Source organism: Rhizobium sp. AN68 (genome assembly GCF_030758035.1).
In the GTDB taxonomy this organism is placed as follows: Bacteria; Pseudomonadota; Alphaproteobacteria; order Rhizobiales; family Rhizobiaceae; genus Agrobacterium; species Agrobacterium tumefaciens.
Genome location: NZ_JARWMI010000003.1, coordinates 27,274 through 46,955, shown reverse-complemented (window position 1 = coordinate 46,955; position 19,682 = coordinate 27,274). Strand labels below are relative to the sequence as shown.

Below are 19,682 nucleotides of genomic sequence, written 5' to 3'. Positions count from 1 at the left end.
GATAATTCCATGACCTTGAGCACAAACCGCATTGCCTTTCAGGGCGAATTTGGCGCGAATTCCGACATGGCATGCCGCGACATGTTCCCGGATATGGAGCCGTTGCCGTGCCCGACATTCGAGGATGCTTTCAATGCCGTCGAAAACGGCGAAGCCGATCTCGGCATGATCCCGATCGAGAACACGCTGGCCGGTCGCGTTGCCGATATCCATCATCTGCTGCCGGAATCACGCCTTCACATCATCGGTGAATATTTCATGCCGATCCGCTTCCAGCTGATGGTTATACCGGGCGTGAAGAAAGACGAGATCCGCACCGTTCACAGCCACATCCACGCGCTTGGCCAGTGCCGCAAGATCATCCGCTCCAACGGCTGGAAGCCAGTCGTTGCCGGCGACACGGCCGGAGCGGCGAGACTGGTTTCTGAAAAGGGTGATCGCAGCATGGCAGCGCTTGCACCGCGTCTTGCCGCCGGTCTCTACGGCCTTGATATCATGGCTGAAAATGTCGAGGACTCAGAAAACAACATCACGCGTTTCGTAATTCTTTCGCGCGATGAGAACTGGGCCAGACGCCAGTCCCAAGGCGAAGCACCAGATGAAACCATCGTCACGACCTTCGTGTTCAATGTCCGCAACATTCCGGCGGCGCTTTATAAGGCAATGGGCGGTTTCGCGACGAATGGCATCAACATGACGAAGCTGGAAAGCTACCAGCTCGGCGGAAGGTTCGTGGCAACGCAGTTCTATGCAGATATCGAAGGCCATCCGGATGACGAGCCGGTGCGGCACGCGCTGGACGAGCTGCGCTTCTTTTTCCGAGAAGGTCCGAATTCTCGGCGTCTACAAGGGTCATGCGATGCGCGGCAAGCTCAACCAGAGCTGAGCCTGCCGCAAATCTTCATTTCGTCCATTCCACCCAGTCGCGCATCAGCCGGTGCGCGATGGCACCGCCCGGAGGCGCGGAAAAGCCCTCGCCCGCAGCAGCCTCCAGCATCGTGGCCACCTCCGCCCGCGTGAACCAGCGGCAATCCTCCAGCTCGATCTCATCGCGGGAAATATCGAACGAGAAAGCCTCGGCATAACAGCCGATCATCAGCGTGTGCGGCATCGGCCAGGGCTGGGAAGCGTGATAGCGCACGCGGCCGATTTCGACGCCGGATTCTTCATGCGTCTCGCGGCGCACGGCCTGCTCGATCGTTTCGCCCGGCTCCACGAAACCGGCGAGGCAGGAATACATGCCCGGCGCAAAATGCGCGCCGCGTCCGAGCAGGCAAAGATCGCGCTCGATATCGATCGTCATCATGATGACAACGGGATCGGTTCGGGGAAAAATAGTGTGATTGCAGGCGGCGCATATGCGCTTGTAGCCGCCGATACGCAATTCCATCGTGCCGCCGCAACGTCCGCAGAAGCGGTTATCCGCATTCCAGTGCGTAAGGCTGACAGCCTGGGCAACCTCGCTCAGCAATTCCTCATCGAGAAGATGATCGCGATAAAGGGTGCGGGCATCGGCCAGCTTATAGTGGCTCGCTAGCGTGTCTTCCGTGACGGCCACCGGCACCGCAATTCTCGGTTCGCCGGTTTCGCGGTATCCAAGCAGAACGGCATTGTCGAAATCCGGCTGCAATTCCGCCAGCTCATAGGCGGAAAACAGGGGATCTATGACCTGTTCGTCATGTTTCAGGACAAGCCGGTTGCCGGAGAAGGCAAAAATATGGGTGCCATCGACTTTCAGCGCATCGGCAACGCAGTCTTCCGTCCGCTTTTCGGCGAATCGGTTGAGGGCGTTCTTGGAAAGGCTGTCAGCAGGCTTGCTTCGGGATGGGGAGCAGTGGTTTCGAAAATAGTCATTGATATCATCAGAGCGCGCCGGATATTTTTTTCATCAAGGATTCCTTTTCGCCCGGGCCATAGGGCACTGGCGTCCCGTGACCCCAGATTGGGCCGGGCCAGCAGGTGTCGCCTTCGTTGCGGGCGATAATATGGACGTGAAGTTGCCGGACGATATTGCCCAGCGCGCCGACATTGATCTTGGCGGCCCCGGTAACGTCCTTCAGCGCGGAGGCGACGAGATTGGTCTCGAACGTCAGCACGGCCTGATCGAGCGGAGTAAGATCGAACAGCTCGCTGGCGCCGCCTCTCTGTGGCACCAGCACCAGCCAGGGCCAGCGGCTGTCGTTCTGCAAACGCAGCTCGCATAGTCCCAAACGCATTACAAGCGCACTGTCGCGCGCCAGCCTGTCGTCCAGCCGGAATGTCTCCAAGGCGTCCTCCATGTTTGTTTTCATTGTGATAGCAGTTTTTTGAAGGCTTGGCTTGCATTTGCTTTCGATATTGCCGATATGTGGCCCCGGGAGGTTGGTGGTGGACGAGCCACTCGCCAACCGGGTCAGGTCCGGAAGGAAGCAGCCCTAACGAGCCAGGCACGGGTCGCCGTGCCAGCCTCCCACCCTTTTTAAATTCCGCTCAGCTTTCGCCGGGCCGGTTCAGCCTGAAAGCGGCCCCTGCGTATCGGCATGATGTGCAGACTTTAGAGGAATAGAGCGTGCCTGATGCGTCCAATGGGACGCACGGCGCTCTAGGACAAACTGGCAAAATAAACTGGCGAGGCGATGAGCGACACCTTACCCACCACATCAAGCGAATCCCAGGGCGGGACCGGCTACCGGGTACTGGCACGCAAATATCGTCCGAAGGATTTTTCCGATCTGATGGTCGGCCAGGAGCCGATGGTCCGCACGCTGACGAATGCGTTCGAGACCGGCCGCATCGCGCAGGCCTATATGCTGACCGGTGTTCGCGGTGTGGGCAAGACGACCACCGCGCGTATTCTTGCCCGTGCGCTGAACTACAAGACCGACACCATCGACAAACCGACCATCGACCTGCGTATCCCCGGCGAACATTGTCAGGCGATCATGGAAGGCCGTCATGTCGACGTGATCGAGATGGACGCCGCCTCCCATACCGGTATTGACGACATTCGCGAGATCATCGAGCAGGTGCGTTACCGCCCGGTTTCGGCGCGCTATAAAGTCTATATCATCGACGAAGTGCACATGCTCTCGACGCAGGCCTTCAACGGTCTTCTGAAGACGTTGGAAGAGCCGCCGGAGCATGTGAAATTCATCTTCGCAACCACTGAAATCCGCAAGGTTCCGATCACCGTGCTGTCGCGGTGCCAGCGCTTCGACCTGCGCCGCATCAGCGCCGCCGATCTCGTCGGCCTGTTGACTGCCATTGCCGGCAAGGAAGGTTTCGAGGCCGAACCGCAGGCGCTCTCAATGATTGCCCGCGCGGCTGAGGGTTCCGCCCGTGACGGTCTTTCCCTGCTCGATCAGGCGATCGCCCATGGCGGCGGACGCGTGGAAGCCGAGGCGGTGCGCGGCATGCTGGGTCTTGCCGACCGGGCGCGCATCGTCGATCTTTTCCAGCACATCATTAAAGGTGATGTCGCGGCGGCACTTTCGGAATTCAACGGTCAATACGAGGCAGGCGCCAACCCCGTCGTCGTGCTGAACGACCTTGCCGATTTCACTCACCTCGTCACCCGCATGAAATATGTGCCGGATGCGTCGGAAGATCCCTCGCTGTCCGAGATCGAACGCGTGCGTGGCGCGGAATTTGCCGAGACAATCGCCGTGACTGCGCTGTCGCGTATCTGGCAGATGCTGCTCAAGGGTATTCCGGAAACTGAAAATGCCTCACGTCCTGCTGGTGCGGCCGAAATGGTGTTGATCCGCCTTTCGCACGCCGCCAATCTTCCGGCACCGGAAGACGCGGCGCGACGCCTGCTCGAACTTTCCAACAGCGATGGCGGCTATTCCAATGGCGCGCCTTCGGGTGGCGGCAATGGCGGCGGCACTCGCGCCTATTCCTCAGGACAGACAGTGGCCGCAGGAAGACCTGTGGAGCTTTCCGCCCAGAGGCCAGCAAGCTCGCAGCCTTCGACCATGCTGCGCGCCGTGCCTGACAGCCGCCCGCAGGAAATGCAGGTCGCGGCACCAAAAACCGAAGAACGGCCGGAGCCGAAGGTTCCCGTCAACTCTCTTCAGGACATTGCCGACCTGTGCCAGAAAAATCGCGATCCCGTCATGCGGGCGAAGGTTCGCAACTTCGTGCGGCTGGTGCGGCTGGAGCCGGGCCGGCTCGACATGCGCCTCGGCGATGGCGCACCCGGATCGCTCCCCGGCGAGCTTGGTGTGAAGCTGAAAGAGTGGACCGGTATCCACTGGATCGTCAGCCTTAGCAAGGAACAGGGTCAGCCGACGCTGGTTGAAGCCGAGGGCAGTGCGCGCGACGCCCGCCTCGTGGATGCGAGGCAGGACCCTGACGTGGCAGCCATTCTTCAACAGTTTCCAGGTGCAAAAATCACCGACGTGCGCATTCGCGTCACCCAGCAGGACGAGCCGGACGAGATCGCCCCGCCGCCTTCGGTTGCCGAATCGAGCGAGGGCGACATCCTTCCCGGCGACGATATCGAATTTTAATACATAACAAAAACAGGAGTTTGGCACATGCGCGACATCATGGGCATGATGGGCAAGGTCAAGGAAATGCAGGCCAAGATGGAAAAGATGCAGGCGGATATCGCCGCGCTTGAAGTTGAAGGCAAGTCCGGTGGCGGTCTCGTCACCGTGAAGCTGAATGGCAAGGGCAGCCTGCTGGGCCTGAAGATCGATCCGTCTCTCTTCAAGGAAGACGACGTCGAAATTCTCGAAGACCTGATCGTCGCCGCCCACAATGACGCCAAGGAGCGCGCCGAGGCCATTACCGCTGAAAAGACCAAGGAAATCACGGCTGGCCTGCCGATCCCGCCCGGCATGAAGCTGCCGTTCTGATATTCTTACGAATTCAGACTTCCAGCATGGCGCGGAACCGGCTCGCAAGCGGGGTGCCGAGATATGCGGCACGTTCGTCCCTGGTAAGCTGCATGGGGCGGAAGCGCTGGAGAATGACCGGTATGGGCAGCTTCGTTCCCTGATAGGGTTCGAAAGCAATGCCTTCACCGGCGCTGAGCATTCCACCTTTCAGAACCCGGCAATAAAAGCCCGGCTGACCCGCCTGCCGAAAACGCGGCGCGAAGCCGGGATCGCCGAGCCGGGTTGACAGGGTGGCGCAGGGAATGCGGGCGGCGGTCACTTCCAGCACCACTTCCTCGGCTGAGAACCTGTCGCCGACATGCAGTTTTGCGCTGTCGACACCTTCCAGAACCAGATTTTCGCCGAAAAATCCTGGCTCAACCGCAAAACCCAGCGTACGCGACCAGAAATCGAGATCGACGGAGCCCATGGCGTAGATCGCCTGATCCGGCCCGCCGTGATGTTTACGATTGCAGACAGCGTCGCTGACGATGCCTTGCGCATCCACCATCACCGCGCCCTGCACGGCATGTTTGAAAATACCCGTCTTCGCCGTCTTTCCCGGCAAGGCCTTCGCCTCGCCCCGGCACACTGCCCGTATTTTCATGGACTGCCCTTCGCGCTTCATGATTCCCGTTTCCCGATTTATGCAGTAGAAAGCGCTCATGGCAAAACGAGTCACCGGTCCCGAAATCGAAAAACTGATCCAGCTGCTTGCAAAAGTGCCGGGGCTTGGGCCCCGCTCGGCGCGGCGGGCGGCGCTGCATCTCATCAAGAAGAAGGAACAGCTTCTTGGACCGCTGGGCCACGCGATGGGTGAAGCCTATGACAAGGTGAAGATATGCTCTTGCTGCGGCAATGTCGATACCATCGATCCCTGCACGGTCTGCGCCGATGATAGACGTGACCAGTCGGTCATCATCGTGGTGGAAGACGTGTCGGATCTGTGGGCGCTGGAGCGAGCAGGCGCCATGAATACCGCCTATCATGTGCTTGGTGGCACGCTGTCGCCGCTCGATGGCGTCGGGCCGGAAGATTTGAACATCAAGGGACTGATCGATCGCGTCAGCGCCGGCGGTATTCGCGAGCTCATCATCGCCGTCAATGCGACGGTGGAGGGACAGGCAACAGCCCATTACATCACCGACCGCCTAGCCGATCTCGGCATCAAGATCACCCGGCTTGCCCATGGCGTGCCTGTTGGCGGCGAGCTGGACTATCTCGACGAGGGCACATTGACGGCGGCGCTGCGCGCTCGCACAACGATCTGACGCCTTCTTTCCCTGTCCGTCACTCGAAGAGGAGACCGAATGCGAAACCGATTTGATTCTTTGTTTTGGCGCATTTCCAGACGGAAAACCGGCCTCCACTTTTCCTGGAAAAGCCTCAAGGCATTGGCCGCCATTCTTTCCGTTTTTTCAGCAACGGCCGCTCTGGCGCAATCCGCGCCGACAGGTGCCGCTGCTGCCCGGTACGATGCCGATTTCAATGCGTGGCTGAAAAAGGAAATCTGGCCGGAAGCGCGCAAGGCGGGAATTTCGCAAAAGACGCTGGAGGCTGCGCTGAGCGGCCTTTCCATCAACTGGAGTCTGCCTGATCTCGTCATCCCCGGCCAGAAGCCGCCGAAGGAACAGAGCCAGAGCCAGGCCGAATTTTCATCGCCCGGCGCTTATTTCTCCGAAAAACGATTGCAGGGGCTTGCCGCCACCGGCCGCTCTCTGGCCGCGACGCATGCCGCCACCCTTCGCAGGATCGAAGCCAAATATGGCGTGCCCGGCGATGTCGTCGTGGCAATCTGGGGCCGCGAATCCGGTTTCGGCCGTGCGAAACTGCCGCATTCGGTTGTCGATGTGCTGGCGACGAAAGCCTATATGTCGACCCGCAAGGAGATGTTCCGCACTGAGCTGATCGATGCGCTGAAGATCGTCGAAAGCGGCGATATTGCGGCCTCGCGCATGATGGGGTCCTGGGCAGGCGCGCTCGGTCAGCCGCAATTCATGCCGTCGAGCTATCTCAAATATGCCGTTGATTTCGATGGCGACGGCCACCGCGATATCTGGAACTCCGTGCCGGACGCATTGGCATCCATAGCTAACTATCTTTCGCAGAGAGGCTGGCAAAGGGATCGCGACTGGGGCTTCGAAGTATCTATACCCGGCAACGTCTCCTGCGCCCAGGAAGGCCCGGATCTTGCCCGGCCGGTGAGTGCGTGGGCGAAGATGGGGATCACCCGCATTTCCGGAAAGGCCTTTCCATCCAACGACCTCTCCGCCGACGGCATGATGCTTGTGCCGGCCGGGCGGCACGGGCCGGAATTCGTGGTCACGCCGAACTTCTACGTCATCAAGGAATACAATAATTCCGATCTCTACGCGCTGTTCATCGGCAATCTCGCCGACCGCATCTCCCATGGGGCGGGGCCGTTCAAGGGCGAATGGGGCAATGTCGGATCGATGTTGCGCTCCGACGTTCTTGCCATGCAGAAGGCACTCGTCGCCAAGGGCTATGATGTCGGCAAAGCGGACGGGCTGGCCGGCTTCAAGACACGCCGGTCACTGGGCGACTGGCAGGCGAAAAACGGTCTGTCACCGACCTGCTTTCCCGATGCTACGCTGAAAGCGAAGCTGAAATAGCAGCTTACTGGCGACGTGTGAAACCACTCCTCCGTCATGCGCGGGCTTGTCCCGAGCATGACGTCGCCACTACTTAGCCCTATCGTCTCTCAATGCTGGTCCGTATGCGGCTTGTGGAAGATATCGTCGGTCGGCGGAATGGTCTGCCGCTCGATCATCCGGTGTACGCGGGGCCGTGTCTTGCCGCGATGAAGGGCCAGCAGCCGGTCCCAGGCTTCCGCATCCGCCTGGGTGCGGCGGTGGTTGTGGCGGACATATTCCACCCATGTCAGTACATGGTAGCTTTCCGTCCAGATATCTGGATTTTCCAGATCACGCATCAGGTTCCAGTTGCGCGCGCCGTCGCGCAGACGGATGCGGCGACGCTCGGCCATCAACGGCAGGAATTCGCCGAGATCCTCGTCATGAATTTCATAGTCTATGAGAATGGCAATCGGCCCGCTGCGCGGCTTGATATCGAGCCTTAGCGGCGGTTCGACGAAACGGTTGAGCGGATCGAGATTGAGTGAAGCAAAAGCGGGCATGGCGAGTTTGAGGCCGACGACGACGCCCAGCAGCATCAGCACGCACGAACCGAGAAGGGAATAGGAAATACCGTAATCTTCCGCCAGCTCGCCCCACAGCCAACTGCCGACGGCAATGCCGCCGAAGGTCAGCGTCTGGTAAAGCGACAGCGCCCGGCCCACCACCCAGCGCGGGGCAGAAAGCTGGACGATGGTATTGAACAGGGAAAGCGCCAGAACCCAGCAGGCACCGGCAATAGTCAAAACAAGCGAGGTTACGATCGCGTTCGTGCTGACCGCCGTCACGCCGGAACTGAAGGCGAAGCCCAAAAAGGCGACACGCACGATCCATTCGCTGGACAAAACCTCGCGAAGTCTGGCGCTGACGAGCGCGCCGCCGATAGCGCCGACACCGAACGCACCGAGCATGACGCCGTAGGTCAGCGGGCCACCCTCGACCAGATCGCGGGCAACGATCGGCATCAGCGCCAGGATGGCGCTGGCGGAAAGGCCGAAGAGAAAGCCACGCACCAGAACCTTGCCGATATTCGGCGACATCGCCACATAACGCATCCCGGCCGATATGGCGGCAAGAAGCTGCTCGCGCGGCAAGGTCGAGGCATATTTGGGCGGCTGCCAGCGAACCAGCGCGTAGATGAGGGCAAAATAGCTGAGCGCGTTCACGAAAAACGCGGCCGCGGCGCCGGCGGCAGCGACGATGATGCCGCCGATGGCAGGACCGACGCTGCGGGTGATGTTGAAGCCCACGCTGTTCAGCGTCACGGCAGCGGGCAGATCCTCACGCGGCACCATTTCGCCGACGGACGCCTGCCAGGACGGATTGTTGAGCGCCGTGCCACAGCCGATCATGAAGGTGAAGAAGAGCAGCAACCACGGAGTGAGCCAGCCGGACCAGGCAAAAACCGTCAGCAGCACGGAAGCCGTCAGCATCAGGATCTGAGCGGAAATCATGATGCGGCGGCGGTCGAAACTATCGGCCAGTGCGCCTGAAATCAGCGAAAACATCATGATCGGCAGCGAGGTGGAGGCCTGTACCAGCGCGATCATGTTTTCGGAACTCGACAGCGAGGTCATCATCCACGCGGCGCCAACCGCCTGGATCAGACCGCCGAAATTCGAGGCAAGGCTCGCGATCCAGATTCGTCTGTAAGTCAAATGCCTTAAAGGCGCGAGTGGCGATTTACGGTCAGGCACGATAAGTCCACTTGATGCAACTGCGATTTGTCAAACGGCAACTATAGACAGTGCCGGAAATCATGCCACCCTTTCCGACACGGTGAAGGTGAAAATGTGGCCGCAGCCGTGACTGACGCGCCCTGCCCGCGAAAACCTTGCAATCCTGCCCTGATGGGTCTATATGACCTTTGAAATTCTTGATCGCTTGATGAAGAGTGGGGCCGCAAGGCTCCGCTCTTTTTCGTTAGGCGAACCGGAAACCACGGGCTGAGCGCCCGGTGAAAATCTAAAGACCGGAAGGCCAGATGGCAGACACCGTACATGAACCGCGACTGATAACCGAAACGGGAATCGACCAGCGCATCGCCGAAATCATCGAGCCTGTTTTGACGGGCATGGGATATCTTCTGGTGCGCGTGCGGCTCTCCAACCAGAACGGCATGACCCTGCAGGTGATGGCCGAGCGGGAAGATGGCACCATGACCGTCGAGGGCTGCGAAGCCGTGTCAATGGCGATTTCACCGGTTCTTGATGTGGAAGATCCGGTCGATAAGGCGTATCATCTCGAAGTTTCCTCGCCCGGCATTGACCGGCCGATGGTCCGCAAGTCGGATTTCACCCGTTGGCAGGGCCATCTGGTGAAGGCCGAAACCTCCATTCTGGTCGAAAACCGCAAGCGGTTTCGCGGCAAGATCGTCGAGGTGGATGCGGACGGCTTCAAGCTGGAACGCGACCAGATCGCCTATGGCGACGAACCGACAGTCACCATTCCGTTCAGCGCGCTTTCAGATGCGAAGCTCATTCTGACGGACGACCTTATTCGTGATGCGCTGCGGGCAGACAAGGCGGCAAAGGCCGCCGCCGCAAACCAGAACGACGAAAACGAAGCAGACGAAGACTAATTCCAACGTAAAAGCCCGGAAAACGGGTGATCCCCGCAATTATGCGACTTACGGAGACAAAAAAATGGCAGTGAGTGCTAACCGGCTTGAGCTTCTGCAGATCGCCGACGCTGTGGCGCGCGAAAAGGTCATCGACCGCGAAATCGTGCTTGCCGCAATGGCCGACGCTATCCAGAAAGCCGCCCGCTCGCGCTATGGTTCGGAAACCAACATTCGCGCCGACATCAACTCCAAGACCGGCGAAATCCGCCTGCAGCGTCTTCTGGAAGTGGTAGAGACGGCCGAAGACTATTCGACCCAGATTCCGCTCGAACTTGCCCGCGACCGCAACCCGGACGCCAAGCTCGGCGATTTCATCGCCGATCCGCTGCCGCCGATGGATTTCGGCCGTATCGCCGCACAGTCCGCCAAGCAGGTCATCGTTCAGAAGGTGCGCGAAGCAGAACGCGACCGTCAGTATGACGAGTTCAAGGATCGCATCGGCGAAATCGTCAACGGCACCGTCAAGCGCGTCGAGTACGGCAATGTCATCGTCGATCTGGGCCGTGGCGAAGGCATCATCCGTCGCGACGAGATGATTCCGCGGGAAAACATGCGTTATGGCGACCGTGTACGCGCTTACGTCTACGACGTTCGCCGCGAGCAGCGTGGCCCGCAGATTTTCCTGTCGCGTACACATCCGCAGTTCATGGTGAAGCTGTTCACCATGGAAGTTCCTGAAATCTACGACGGCATCATCCAGATCAAGTCGGTTGCCCGTGACCCCGGTTCGCGCGCCAAGATCGCCGTCATCTCGAACGACTCGTCGATCGATCCGGTCGGCGCCTGCGTCGGTATGCGCGGTTCGCGCGTTCAGGCCGTTGTCGGCGAATTGCAAGGCGAAAAGATCGACATCATTCCGTGGAGCCAGGAGCCGGCATCCTTCATCGTCAACGCTCTGCAGCCCGCTGAAGTGGCCAAGGTCGTTCTGGATGAAGAATCCGAACGCATCGAAGTTGTGGTTCCCGACGAGCAGCTTTCGCTCGCCATCGGCCGCCGCGGCCAGAACGTACGTCTGGCATCGCAGCTGACCGGCTGGGATATCGACATCATGACCGAGCAGGAAGAATCCGAGCGTCGCCAGAAGGAATTCAACGAGCGCACGGCACTCTTCATGGACGCCCTCGACGTTGACGAGATGGTTGGTCAGGTTCTGGCTTCCGAAGGCTTCGCGCAGGTTGAAGAACTTGCCTATGTCGATCTTGGCGAAATTTCCTCGATCGACGGCTTCGACGATGACACCGCCGATGAAATCCAGACCCGCGCCCGCGAATATCTGGAACGCCTGGAAGCCGAAATGGACGCCAAGCGCAAGGAACTCGGCGTTGCCGACGAGCTGCGCCAGATCGAAGGCCTGACCTCGCAGATGATGGTTGCCCTTGGTGAAGACGGTATCAAGACCATCGAGGACTTTGCCGGTTGCGCCGCAGACGATCTGGTCGGCTGGAGCGAACGCAAGGACGGCGAGACGAAGAAGTTCGAAGGCATCTTCTCCAAGCTCGACGTATCGCGCGTCGAAGCTGAGAACATGGTTGTGCAGGCCCGTCTTCTGGCAGGCTGGATCACGGCCGAGGATCTGGCTTCCGAAGAGGAAGTCGATGCGGAAGCTACTGAGGAGGCGGATACCGCCGAACAGGAATGACATCGCAGGTGCATGAGCCGGACGAGCTGCCCGAAACCGATGAGGACGGGCGGCTGGAAGGCAACGTCAATGGACGTATGTGCATTGTGACAAGGCAGAGCGGATCTCCAGACGAGTTGATCCGCTTCGTCGCAGGGCCGGACGGCAACGTCGTTCCGGACCTGAAACGCCAATTGCCGGGGCGCGGATGCTGGGTAAAGCCGGAGCGCGCCCTGATAGAGAAAGCCATCGCGAAGAAGATCTTCGCACGGGCACTCAAACGCGACGTCAAGGCCGGGCCGGAGCTTCTCGCTCTTCTCGACCGGCTGATGTCGCAGCAGCTTGCCGGAATGATGAACATGGCGCGCAAGGCGGGTCAGTTCATCAGCGGCGCGACGAAAGTCGATGCCGCCGTCCGTTCGGGGAATGCGATTGCCGTGTTCCACGCAACCGATGCCGCGGCAGACGGCGTGCGAAAACTGGACCAGGCCCGCAAGGCCTGGGAGCTCGGCAGCGATGCCGGCAATGAAATTCCGTCCTTCCGGCTCTTTAGCGAAGCCGAAATGGACGAGTTGATGGGCCAGAATGCTTTTATCCATGCTTGCGCGCTTGCGGGGCAGGCGGGTGAGGGTGTAGTGAAGCGCGCAAAGATGCTTAAGCAGTACCGCCTTGGCGGTCAGCCTGAGGCGGAACGCGACGCTGCCCGGACAGTACAATGACGCGGTTGCCAAACATGAACGGCCGCCGCGTTCCGATGCAGCAATTGAACGACGAGACCTGATGGATGTCATCCGGTTCTCGTCCGTAGGAACGGGAACGGAATGACCGACAACAACGACGACAAGACACTCAATGCGCCGGCCAAGAAGACTCTTACCCTGAAACCGGGCGGGATGAATCAGGGCACCGTGCGGCAGGACATGGGTCGAGGTCGCACCAATGCGGTTGTCGTGGAAACACGCAAGCGCCGCCCCCTGCGTCCCGAAGACGAGAAGCCGGTTCAGCCTGTCGTGGCGGCAGCTCCGGCGCCGAAGCCGGCAGCGCCTGCCCCTTCGGCACCGCGTCCGCAGGCCCCACAGCAACGCATTCAACAGCCGAGCAACCAACAGCAGCGTCCCGGTTCTTCCCATTCGCAGCAGCGCCCCGGCTCGTCCGCACCGCAGCAGCGTCAGCCTGACCGTCCGCGCGGCAACGTTCTGCACGACCTGTCCGCAGGCGAGATGGAAGCCCGCCGCCGTGCGCTGATAGAAGCGCAGGCTCGCGATGTTATCGAAGCCAAGCAGCGCGCCGAAGACGAAGCCCGCCGCAAGGTGGAAGAAGAACAACGCATCGCCGCTGAAAAAATCGAAGCCGAAAACCGCGCTGCCGAAGAGGCTGCTGCGGCAAAGATCGCTGCGAGCCAGCCTGTTACGGAAGCGAAATCCGATCTGTCCGGCGAAAAGCCGGCTGCGGCCGCTGCGCCGGCGCCACGCGCTGACGCCCGTCCCCAGCCTGTTGCTCCCCGTTCCGCTCCCGCCACGCCCGATGCCGCCGCTCCCCGCGGACGCCGCACCGGTGGCGACGACGAGGACGATCGCGGCGCAGTCCGTCGTGGCAGCAGCCTTCCGGCTCGTGGCAAGGTCGTGGCTCCGGTTCCGGCCAAGCCCGCAGCCCGCCTGAAGACCGAAGAAGAGCGCCGTCGTGGCAAGCTGACCGTGACCGCCGCCAATCTGGAAGAAGATGGTACGCCGCGTGGCCGCTCGATGGCATCCATGCGCCGCCGCCAGGAGAAATTCCGTCGCAGCCAGATGCAGGAAACCCGCGAAAAGGTTCTGCGCGAAGTCATCCTGCCGGAAACCATCACCATTCAGGAACTGTCGCAGCGTATGTCCGAGCGCGCCGTTGACGTCATCAAGTTCCTGATGAAGGAAGGCCAGATGCTGAAGCCGGGCGACGTGATCGACGCCGATCTGGCGGAACTGATCGCGGTCGAATTCGGCCATACGGTCAAGCGCGTTTCCGAATCCGACGTTGAAGAGGGTCTCTTCAACAAGGCTGACGATGAAGGCGAGATGGTTTCCCGTCCGCCGGTCGTGACCATCATGGGCCACGTCGACCACGGCAAGACCTCGCTGCTCGACGCTATCCGTCAGGCGAATGTCGTTGCTGGCGAAGCCGGTGGCATCACCCAGCATATCGGCGCCTATCAGGTCGAAAAGAACGGTCAGAAGATCACCTTCATCGACACCCCCGGCCACGCCGCCTTTACGGCAATGCGTGCCCGTGGTGCGCAGGCAACCGACATCGCCGTGCTGGTTGTTGCAGCCGACGACAGCGTGATGCCGCAGACGATCGAGTCGATTAACCATGCGAAGGCGGCCGGTGTTCCGATCGTCGTTGCGATCAACAAGATCGACAAGCACGAGGCAAACCCTGAAAAGGTTCGCCAGCAGCTGCTGCAGCACGAAGTGTTCGTGGAATCGATGGGTGGTGAAGTTCTTGATGTCGAAGTGTCGGCCAAGAACAAGCTCAACCTCGACAAGCTGCTCGAAGCGATCCTGCTTCAGGCAGAAATCCTCGATCTCAAGGCGGATCCAAGCCGCACTGCGGAAGGCACGGTCATCGAAGCCGAGCTGGACCGTGGACGTGGTGCCGTCGCGACCGTTCTCGTGCAGAAGGGTACACTGAAGCCCGGCCAGATCATCGTTGCCGGCGATCAGTGGGGCCGTGTGCGCGCGCTCGTCAACGACAAGGGCGACAACGTAAAGGAAGCCGGTCCGGCCATGCCGGTCGAAATCCTCGGCCTTTCCGGTACGCCGTCGGCCGGTGACCGTTTTGCGGTTGTCGAAAACGAAGGTCGTGCTCGCGAGATCTCCGAATACCGCCAGCGTCTGGCTCGCGACAAGGCAGTTGCCCGTCAGACCGGTCAGCGCGGCTCGCTGGAACAGATGATGAGCCAGTTGCAGACTTCGGGATTGAAGGAATTCCCGCTGGTCATCAAGGCGGACGTGCAAGGTTCGGTCGAAGCCATTATCGCTTCGCTCGACAAGCTCGGCACAGACGAAGTCCGCGCTCGTGTCGTTCACTCTGGTGCTGGTGCCATCACGGAATCGGATATCTCGCTTGCCGAGGCATCCAACGCCGCGATCATCGGCTTCAACGTTCGCGCCAACGCACAGGCACGTACGGCGTCCGAACGCGCCGGTATCGAAATCCGCTACTACAACATCATCTACGATCTGGTGGATGACGTGAAGGCGGCGATGTCGGGTCTGCTTTCGCCGGAACGTCGCGAGACCTTCCTCGGCAATGCCGAAATCCTCGAGGTGTTCAACATCACCAAGGTCGGTAAGGTCGCGGGTTGCCGCGTCGTCGAGGGCAAGGTGGAACGTGGTGCGGGTGTGCGTCTGGTACGCGACAACGTCGTCATCCACGAAGGCAAGCTCAAGACCCTCAAGCGCTTCAAGGACGAAGTCAACGAAGTGCCTGTTGGTCAGGAGTGCGGTATGGCCTTCGAGAATTACGAAGACATTCGCGCCGGCGACACCATCGAGTGCTTCCGCGTCGAACACATCACGAGAACGCTCTAAGCGTCTCGCCGCAAAACAGGACTTTTCTGTCGGGCGCCGGCTTCACCGGCGCTCGCTCCGTTTGAGGCATTACCCATGGCAAAAGCTACATCATCGGCCCCTTCGCAACGCATGCTGCGTGTTGGCGAACAGGTGCGCGCCGCACTGACCCAGATTCTCCAGCGCGGCGAAGTCCGCGACGATCTGATCGAAGGCACCGTCATTTCCATTTCGGAAGTGCGCATGTCTCCCGATCTCAAGATCGCGACCGCTTACGTGACGCCGCTTGGCGTTGCGGATCATACCGACATCATCACGGCGCTCAACCGCCATGCCAAGTTCATGCGCGGCCGCCTCGGCCCGCAGCTGCGGCAGATGAAGTACATGCCGGAACTGCGTTTCCGCGACGATACGAGTTTCGACAACTATCAGAAGATCGACGCACTCCTGCGGTCACCGGAGGTGCAGCGCGATCTGGGACCTTCGAACGAAAAAGACGACGAACAGAACTGAAGCATGTCCAAACCACGCAAACAGCAGAACCGCAAACCCAAGGGCCGCCCGATTTCGGGCTGGCTCATTCTCGACAAGCCGCTCGATTTCGGCTCAACCGAAGCCGTTTCCAAGATCAAATGGCTGTTCAACGCCCAGAAGGCAGGTCACGCCGGAACGCTCGACCCCTTGGCGTCCGGCATGCTGCCGATTGCACTCGGTGACGCCACCAAGACCGTTCCTTACGTCATGGACGGCCGGAAAATCTACGAGTTTACCGTCACCTGGGGTGAAGAACGCGCAACCGACGATCTGGAAGGCGAGGTAGTCAACTCCTCCGACCAGCGCCCGGACGAACAGGCGATCCGCGACATTCTGCCCAATTATACCGGCGTGATCATGCAGACGCCGCCGCAGTTTTCCGCCATCAAGATCGCCGGTGAGCGGGCCTATGATCTGGCGCGTGAAGGCGAAACGGTGGAGATTCCCGCGCGCGAGGTGGAAATTCACCGCCTGACGCTGCTCGCCTGCCCCGACGCTGACACCGCTCATTTCGAAGTGGAATGCGGCAAGGGTACCTATGTGCGGGCGCTTGCGCGCGACATGGGCCGGGATCTCGGTTGTTTCGGTCATATTTCGCAATTGCGCCGTACCATGGTCGCGCCATTCGGCGAGGACATGATGGTACCGCTCGAAACCTTGACGGCGCTCGAAGCCATCGAAGACCGCGACGAGCGGCTTGAAGCGCTCGATGCTTTTCTGATCGACACGGCGGAAGCGCTTTCATCCCTTCCCCACCTCATCATCAATGATGATCAGGCACACCGGCTGAAGATGGGCAATCCGATCCTGCTGCGCGGGCGTGATGCGCCGGCCAATCACCCGGAGGCCTATGCCACTGCGCATGGCAAGCTCATTGCCATCGGAGAGATCGGCGAGGGCGAATTCCGGCCGAAGCGCGTTTTCGGTTGAGACGAGCCTTGAGGGGCGCCGTCAATCGCCTCTTTCAATTGTACCCGGAATAGTTTATAGGCAGCGCCAGCTTGGGCTTTGCCTATGCTGCCGAATGGCCAGAGCTGGACGACATCCCGGCTCTAGGCGTCCCATTTTTCCTTAAAATAGAAAGGATCGTCCGATGTCGATTACTGCAGAGCGCAAAGCCGCCCTCATCAAGGAATATGCAACGAACGAAGGCGACACCGGTTCTCCGGAAGTTCAGGTCGCTATTCTGACCGAGCGGATCAACAACCTGACCGGTCACTTCAAGGACCACAAGAAGGACAACCACTCCCGTCGTGGCCTTCTGACGCTGGTTTCGAGCCGCCGTTCGCTTCTCGACTATCTGAAGAAGAAGGACGAAGCCCGTTACAGCAAGCTGATCGGTGCTCTCGGCATTCGCCGCTAAAACCTTATCCGGCGGGTTTCGCAACGATACCCGCCGGTTTTTATATCTGGCCTTTTGAAGGTCATCTTCAATTTCCGGGCGTTCGCCATAGATGTGGCCCCCGGACGATAAGGCAGCCCCGGATGGGCCGGTGCAGCCTTTTCAACCGCAGACCTGTCATGGGGCAGGATTGCCGGATGCTTGCACCTTGAAAGCCTCCGGCTGTCTTGCCCGTGATTGCGTCGTTCGTTGCCCCCTCGCAAGGCGGGCATACACAAACAAGGACAAGATATGTTCAATAAACACTCCGTGGAAATCGAATGGGCTGGCCGCCCGCTGAAGCTCGAGACAGGCAAGGTTGCCCGTCAGGCTGACGGCGCCGTCATCGCAACCTACGGCGAGACGATGGTTCTTGCGACGGTGGTTTCCGCAAAGTCTCCGAAGCCTGGACAGGACTTCTTCCCGCTCACCGTGAACTACCAGGAAAAGACCTACGCAGCCGGCAAGATCCCCGGCGGCTATTTCAAGCGCGAAGGCCGTCCGTCGGAAAAGGAAACGCTGGTTTCCCGCCTGATCGACCGTCCGATCCGCCCGCTGTTTCCTGAAGGCTACAAGAACGACACGCAGGTTGTCGTAACGGTCATTCAGCACGACCTCGAAAATGACCCGGACGTTCTGTCGATGGTTGCCGCATCCGCTGCGCTCACACTGTCTGGCATTCCTTTCATGGGCCCGGTCGGCGGCGCGCGCGTTGGTTACATCAACGGCGAATATGTTCTGAACCCGCATCTTGATGAGATGGATGAATCGGTTCTGGATCTGGTTGTTGCCGGCACGCAGGACGCCGTCCTGATGGTGGAGTCGGAAGCCAAGGAACTCAACGAAGACGTCATGCTCGGCGCCGTCATGTTCGGCCATCGCGGCTTCCAGCCGGTTATCGACGCGATCATCAAGCTCGCTGAAGTTGCCGCCAAGGAACCGCGCGAATTCGAACCGGAAGATTTCTCCGCACTCGAAAACGAAATGCTCGGCCTTGCCGAAACCGAACTGCGCACCGCCTACAAGATCACCGAAAAGGCTGCCCGTTACGCCGCCGTCGACGCCGTAAAGGCGAAGGTCAAGGCTCACTTCCTGCCGGAAGAAGGCGAAGCGAAGTATAGCCCTGAAGAAATCGGCGCTGTCTTCAAGCACCTTCAGGCGAAGATCGTTCGCTGGAACGTTCTCGACACCAAGAGCCGCATCGATGGCCGCGACCTGTCGACCGTTCGTCCGATCGTTTCGGAAGTTGGCATCCTGCCGCGTACGCACGGCTCGGCGCTGTTCACCCGTGGTGAAACCCAGGCGATCGTTGTTGCGACGCTCGGCACCGGCGAAGACGAACAGTATGTCGACAGCCTGACCGGCATGTACAAGGAACGTTTCCTTCTGCATTACAACTTCCCGCCCTACTCGGTCGGTGAAACGGGCCGTATGGGTTCCCCGGGCCGTCGCGAAATCGGTCACGGCAAGCTCGCATGGCGCGCTATCCGTCCGATGCTGCCGACTGCGGAACAGTTCCCCTACACGCTGCGCGTCGTTTCCGAAATCACCGAGTCCAACGGCTCTTCGTCGATGGCAACGGTTTGCGGCACCTCGCTTGCACTGATGGACGCTGGCGTACCGCTGGCCAAGCCAGTTGCCGGTATCGCCATGGGCCTTATCCTCGAAGGCGAGCGCTTTGCGGTTCTCTCCGACATCCTGGGTGACGAAGATCACCTCGGCGACATGGACTTCAAGGTTGCAGGTACTGCCGACGGCATCACCTCGCTGCAGATGGACATCAAGATCGCCGGTATCACCGAAGAGATCATGAAGATCGCTCTGGAGCAGGCACAGGGTGGCCGCAAGCACATCCTCGGCGAAATGGCGAATGCCATCACCGAGAGCCGCGGCCAGCTTGGCGAATTCGCACCGCGCATCGAAGTGATGAACATTCCGGTCGACAAGATCCGTGAAGTCATCGGTTCGGGCGGCAAGGTCATCCGCGAAATCGTCGAAAAGACCGGCGCCAAGATCAACATCGAAGACGACGGCACCGTCAAGATCGCTTCTGCTTCCGGCAAGGAAATCGAAGCGGCCCGCAAGTGGATCCATTCGATCGTTGCAGAACCGGAAGTCGGCCAGATCTACGAAGGTACGGTCGTCAAGACCGCTGACTTCGGCGCTTTCGTCAACTTCTTCGGCGCCCGCGACGGCCTCGTTCACATCTCGCAGCTCGCTTCCGAGCGTGTCGCCAAGACCTCCGACGTCGTCAAGGAAGGCGACAAGGTCTGGGTCAAGCTGATGGGCTTCGACGAGCGTGGCAAGGTTCGCCTGTCCATGAAGGTTGTCGACCAGGCAACCGGCAAGGAAGTTGCCGCAGACAAGAAGAAGGAAGATGGCGAAGCCGCTGCCGAATAAGGCAGCCTCGCCAGACCCTATCGAGGCGCGGGTTTTGCCCGCGCCTTTTTTCTATTCCA

Annotated in this window: 15 protein-coding genes, 1 other RNA gene and 2 pseudogenes; 14 read left to right on the top strand and 4 right to left on the bottom strand. The window is 60.0% G+C overall.

Annotated features, from left to right (window positions below):
• The first annotated feature begins 9 nt into the window (after window positions 1-9).
• Window positions 10-886: pseudogene (locus RBH71_RS13220) on the top strand (prephenate dehydratase).
• A 15-nt stretch (window positions 887-901) separates the two neighbouring features.
• Here RBH71_RS13220 and nudC read toward each other — a convergent pair.
• Window positions 902-1,863: pseudogene (gene nudC / locus RBH71_RS13215) on the bottom strand (NAD(+) diphosphatase).
• Window positions 1,863-2,291, bottom strand: coding sequence for an HIT domain-containing protein (locus RBH71_RS13210; protein ID WP_416349318.1), 429 nt, complete (start codon window positions 2,289-2,291; stop codon window positions 1,863-1,865). The pseudogene nudC and the gene RBH71_RS13210 overlap by 1 nt, the downstream one beginning before the upstream one ends.
• A 65-nt stretch (window positions 2,292-2,356) precedes the next feature.
• Between RBH71_RS13210 and ffs the strand changes: the two genes are divergently transcribed.
• The 3 genes from ffs to RBH71_RS13195 all read left to right on the top strand — a co-directional run bounded on the left by ffs (window position 2,357) and on the right by RBH71_RS13195 (window position 4,844).
• An RNA gene (ffs, locus tag RBH71_RS13205) (signal recognition particle sRNA small type) lies at window positions 2,357-2,453 on the top strand.
• A gap of 162 nt (window positions 2,454-2,615) precedes the next feature.
• Entirely contained in the window at window positions 2,616-4,493 is a 1,878-nt protein-coding gene (locus RBH71_RS13200; protein WP_003514319.1) for a DNA polymerase III subunit gamma/tau, read from the top strand.
• 27 nt (window positions 4,494-4,520) lie between these two features.
• Window positions 4,521-4,844: a YbaB/EbfC family nucleoid-associated protein gene (locus tag RBH71_RS13195; RefSeq protein WP_003514318.1), complete on the top strand. Its 324-nt coding sequence runs from the start codon at window positions 4,521-4,523 to the stop codon at window positions 4,842-4,844.
• A gap of 13 nt (window positions 4,845-4,857) precedes the next feature.
• Here RBH71_RS13195 and RBH71_RS13190 read toward each other — a convergent pair whose 3' ends face one another.
• Window positions 4,858-5,493 (bottom strand): MOSC domain-containing protein, encoded by a 636-nt coding sequence (locus tag RBH71_RS13190; protein ID WP_003514310.1) that lies wholly within the window; start codon window positions 5,491-5,493, stop codon window positions 4,858-4,860.
• 37 nt (window positions 5,494-5,530) lie between these two features.
• On the opposite strand from RBH71_RS13190, the gene recR reads away from it, so the two are divergent.
• Both recR and RBH71_RS13180 read left to right on the top strand, forming a co-directional pair.
• Window positions 5,531-6,136 (top strand): recombination mediator RecR, encoded by a 606-nt coding sequence (gene recR / locus RBH71_RS13185; protein WP_003514308.1) that lies wholly within the window; start codon window positions 5,531-5,533, stop codon window positions 6,134-6,136.
• A gap of 123 nt (window positions 6,137-6,259) precedes the next feature.
• Complete coding sequence (locus tag RBH71_RS13180) at window positions 6,260-7,498, top strand: lytic murein transglycosylase (RefSeq protein ID WP_050923848.1); 1,239 nt, start codon at window positions 6,260-6,262, stop codon at window positions 7,496-7,498.
• Between the two features lie 89 nt (window positions 7,499-7,587).
• Here the strand turns inward: RBH71_RS13180 and RBH71_RS13175 are convergent, their stop codons facing one another.
• Entirely contained in the window at window positions 7,588-9,216 is a 1,629-nt protein-coding gene (locus RBH71_RS13175) for an MFS transporter (RefSeq protein WP_076843882.1), read from the bottom strand.
• 287 nt (window positions 9,217-9,503) lie between these two features.
• Here RBH71_RS13175 and rimP point away from each other — a divergent pair, with 287 nt between their 5' ends.
• From rimP to pnp, 8 genes are all read left to right on the top strand, one after another.
• Window positions 9,504-10,100 carry a ribosome maturation factor RimP gene (gene rimP / locus RBH71_RS13170; protein WP_003514299.1) on the top strand — a complete coding sequence of 199 codons (597 nt, stop codon included), beginning with the start codon at window positions 9,504-9,506 and terminating at the stop codon, window positions 10,098-10,100.
• A gap of 64 nt (window positions 10,101-10,164) precedes the next feature.
• The gene (gene nusA, locus RBH71_RS13165; protein WP_003514298.1) at window positions 10,165-11,781 is read left to right on the top strand and encodes a transcription termination factor NusA; all 1,617 of its coding nucleotides are present in this window, start codon (window positions 10,165-10,167) and stop codon (window positions 11,779-11,781) included.
• Complete coding sequence (locus RBH71_RS13160) at window positions 11,778-12,479, top strand: RNA-binding protein (protein ID WP_003514297.1); 702 nt, start codon at window positions 11,778-11,780, stop codon at window positions 12,477-12,479. The genes nusA and RBH71_RS13160 overlap by 4 nt, the downstream gene beginning before the upstream one ends.
• Before the next feature lie 102 nt (window positions 12,480-12,581).
• A complete protein-coding gene (gene infB / locus RBH71_RS13155; RefSeq protein WP_323687396.1) occupies window positions 12,582-15,329 on the top strand; it encodes a translation initiation factor IF-2 in 2,748 nt (915 codons plus the stop codon).
• A gap of 75 nt (window positions 15,330-15,404) precedes the next feature.
• On the top strand, window positions 15,405-15,821 hold the full coding sequence (gene rbfA, locus RBH71_RS13150) for a 30S ribosome-binding factor RbfA (protein WP_003507167.1): 417 nt from the start codon (window positions 15,405-15,407) through the stop codon (window positions 15,819-15,821).
• A gap of 3 nt (window positions 15,822-15,824) precedes the next feature.
• Complete coding sequence (truB, locus tag RBH71_RS13145; protein ID WP_003514295.1) at window positions 15,825-16,772, top strand: tRNA pseudouridine(55) synthase TruB; 948 nt, start codon at window positions 15,825-15,827, stop codon at window positions 16,770-16,772.
• Window positions 16,773-16,935: 163 nt separating this feature from the next.
• A complete protein-coding gene (rpsO, locus tag RBH71_RS13140) occupies window positions 16,936-17,205 on the top strand; it encodes a 30S ribosomal protein S15 (RefSeq protein ID WP_003514294.1) in 270 nt (89 codons plus the stop codon).
• A 270-nt stretch (window positions 17,206-17,475) separates the two neighbouring features.
• The gene (gene pnp / locus RBH71_RS13135; protein ID WP_003514278.1) at window positions 17,476-19,623 is read left to right on the top strand and encodes a polyribonucleotide nucleotidyltransferase; all 2,148 of its coding nucleotides are present in this window, start codon (window positions 17,476-17,478) and stop codon (window positions 19,621-19,623) included.
• Window positions 19,624-19,682: the final 59 nt, after the last annotated feature.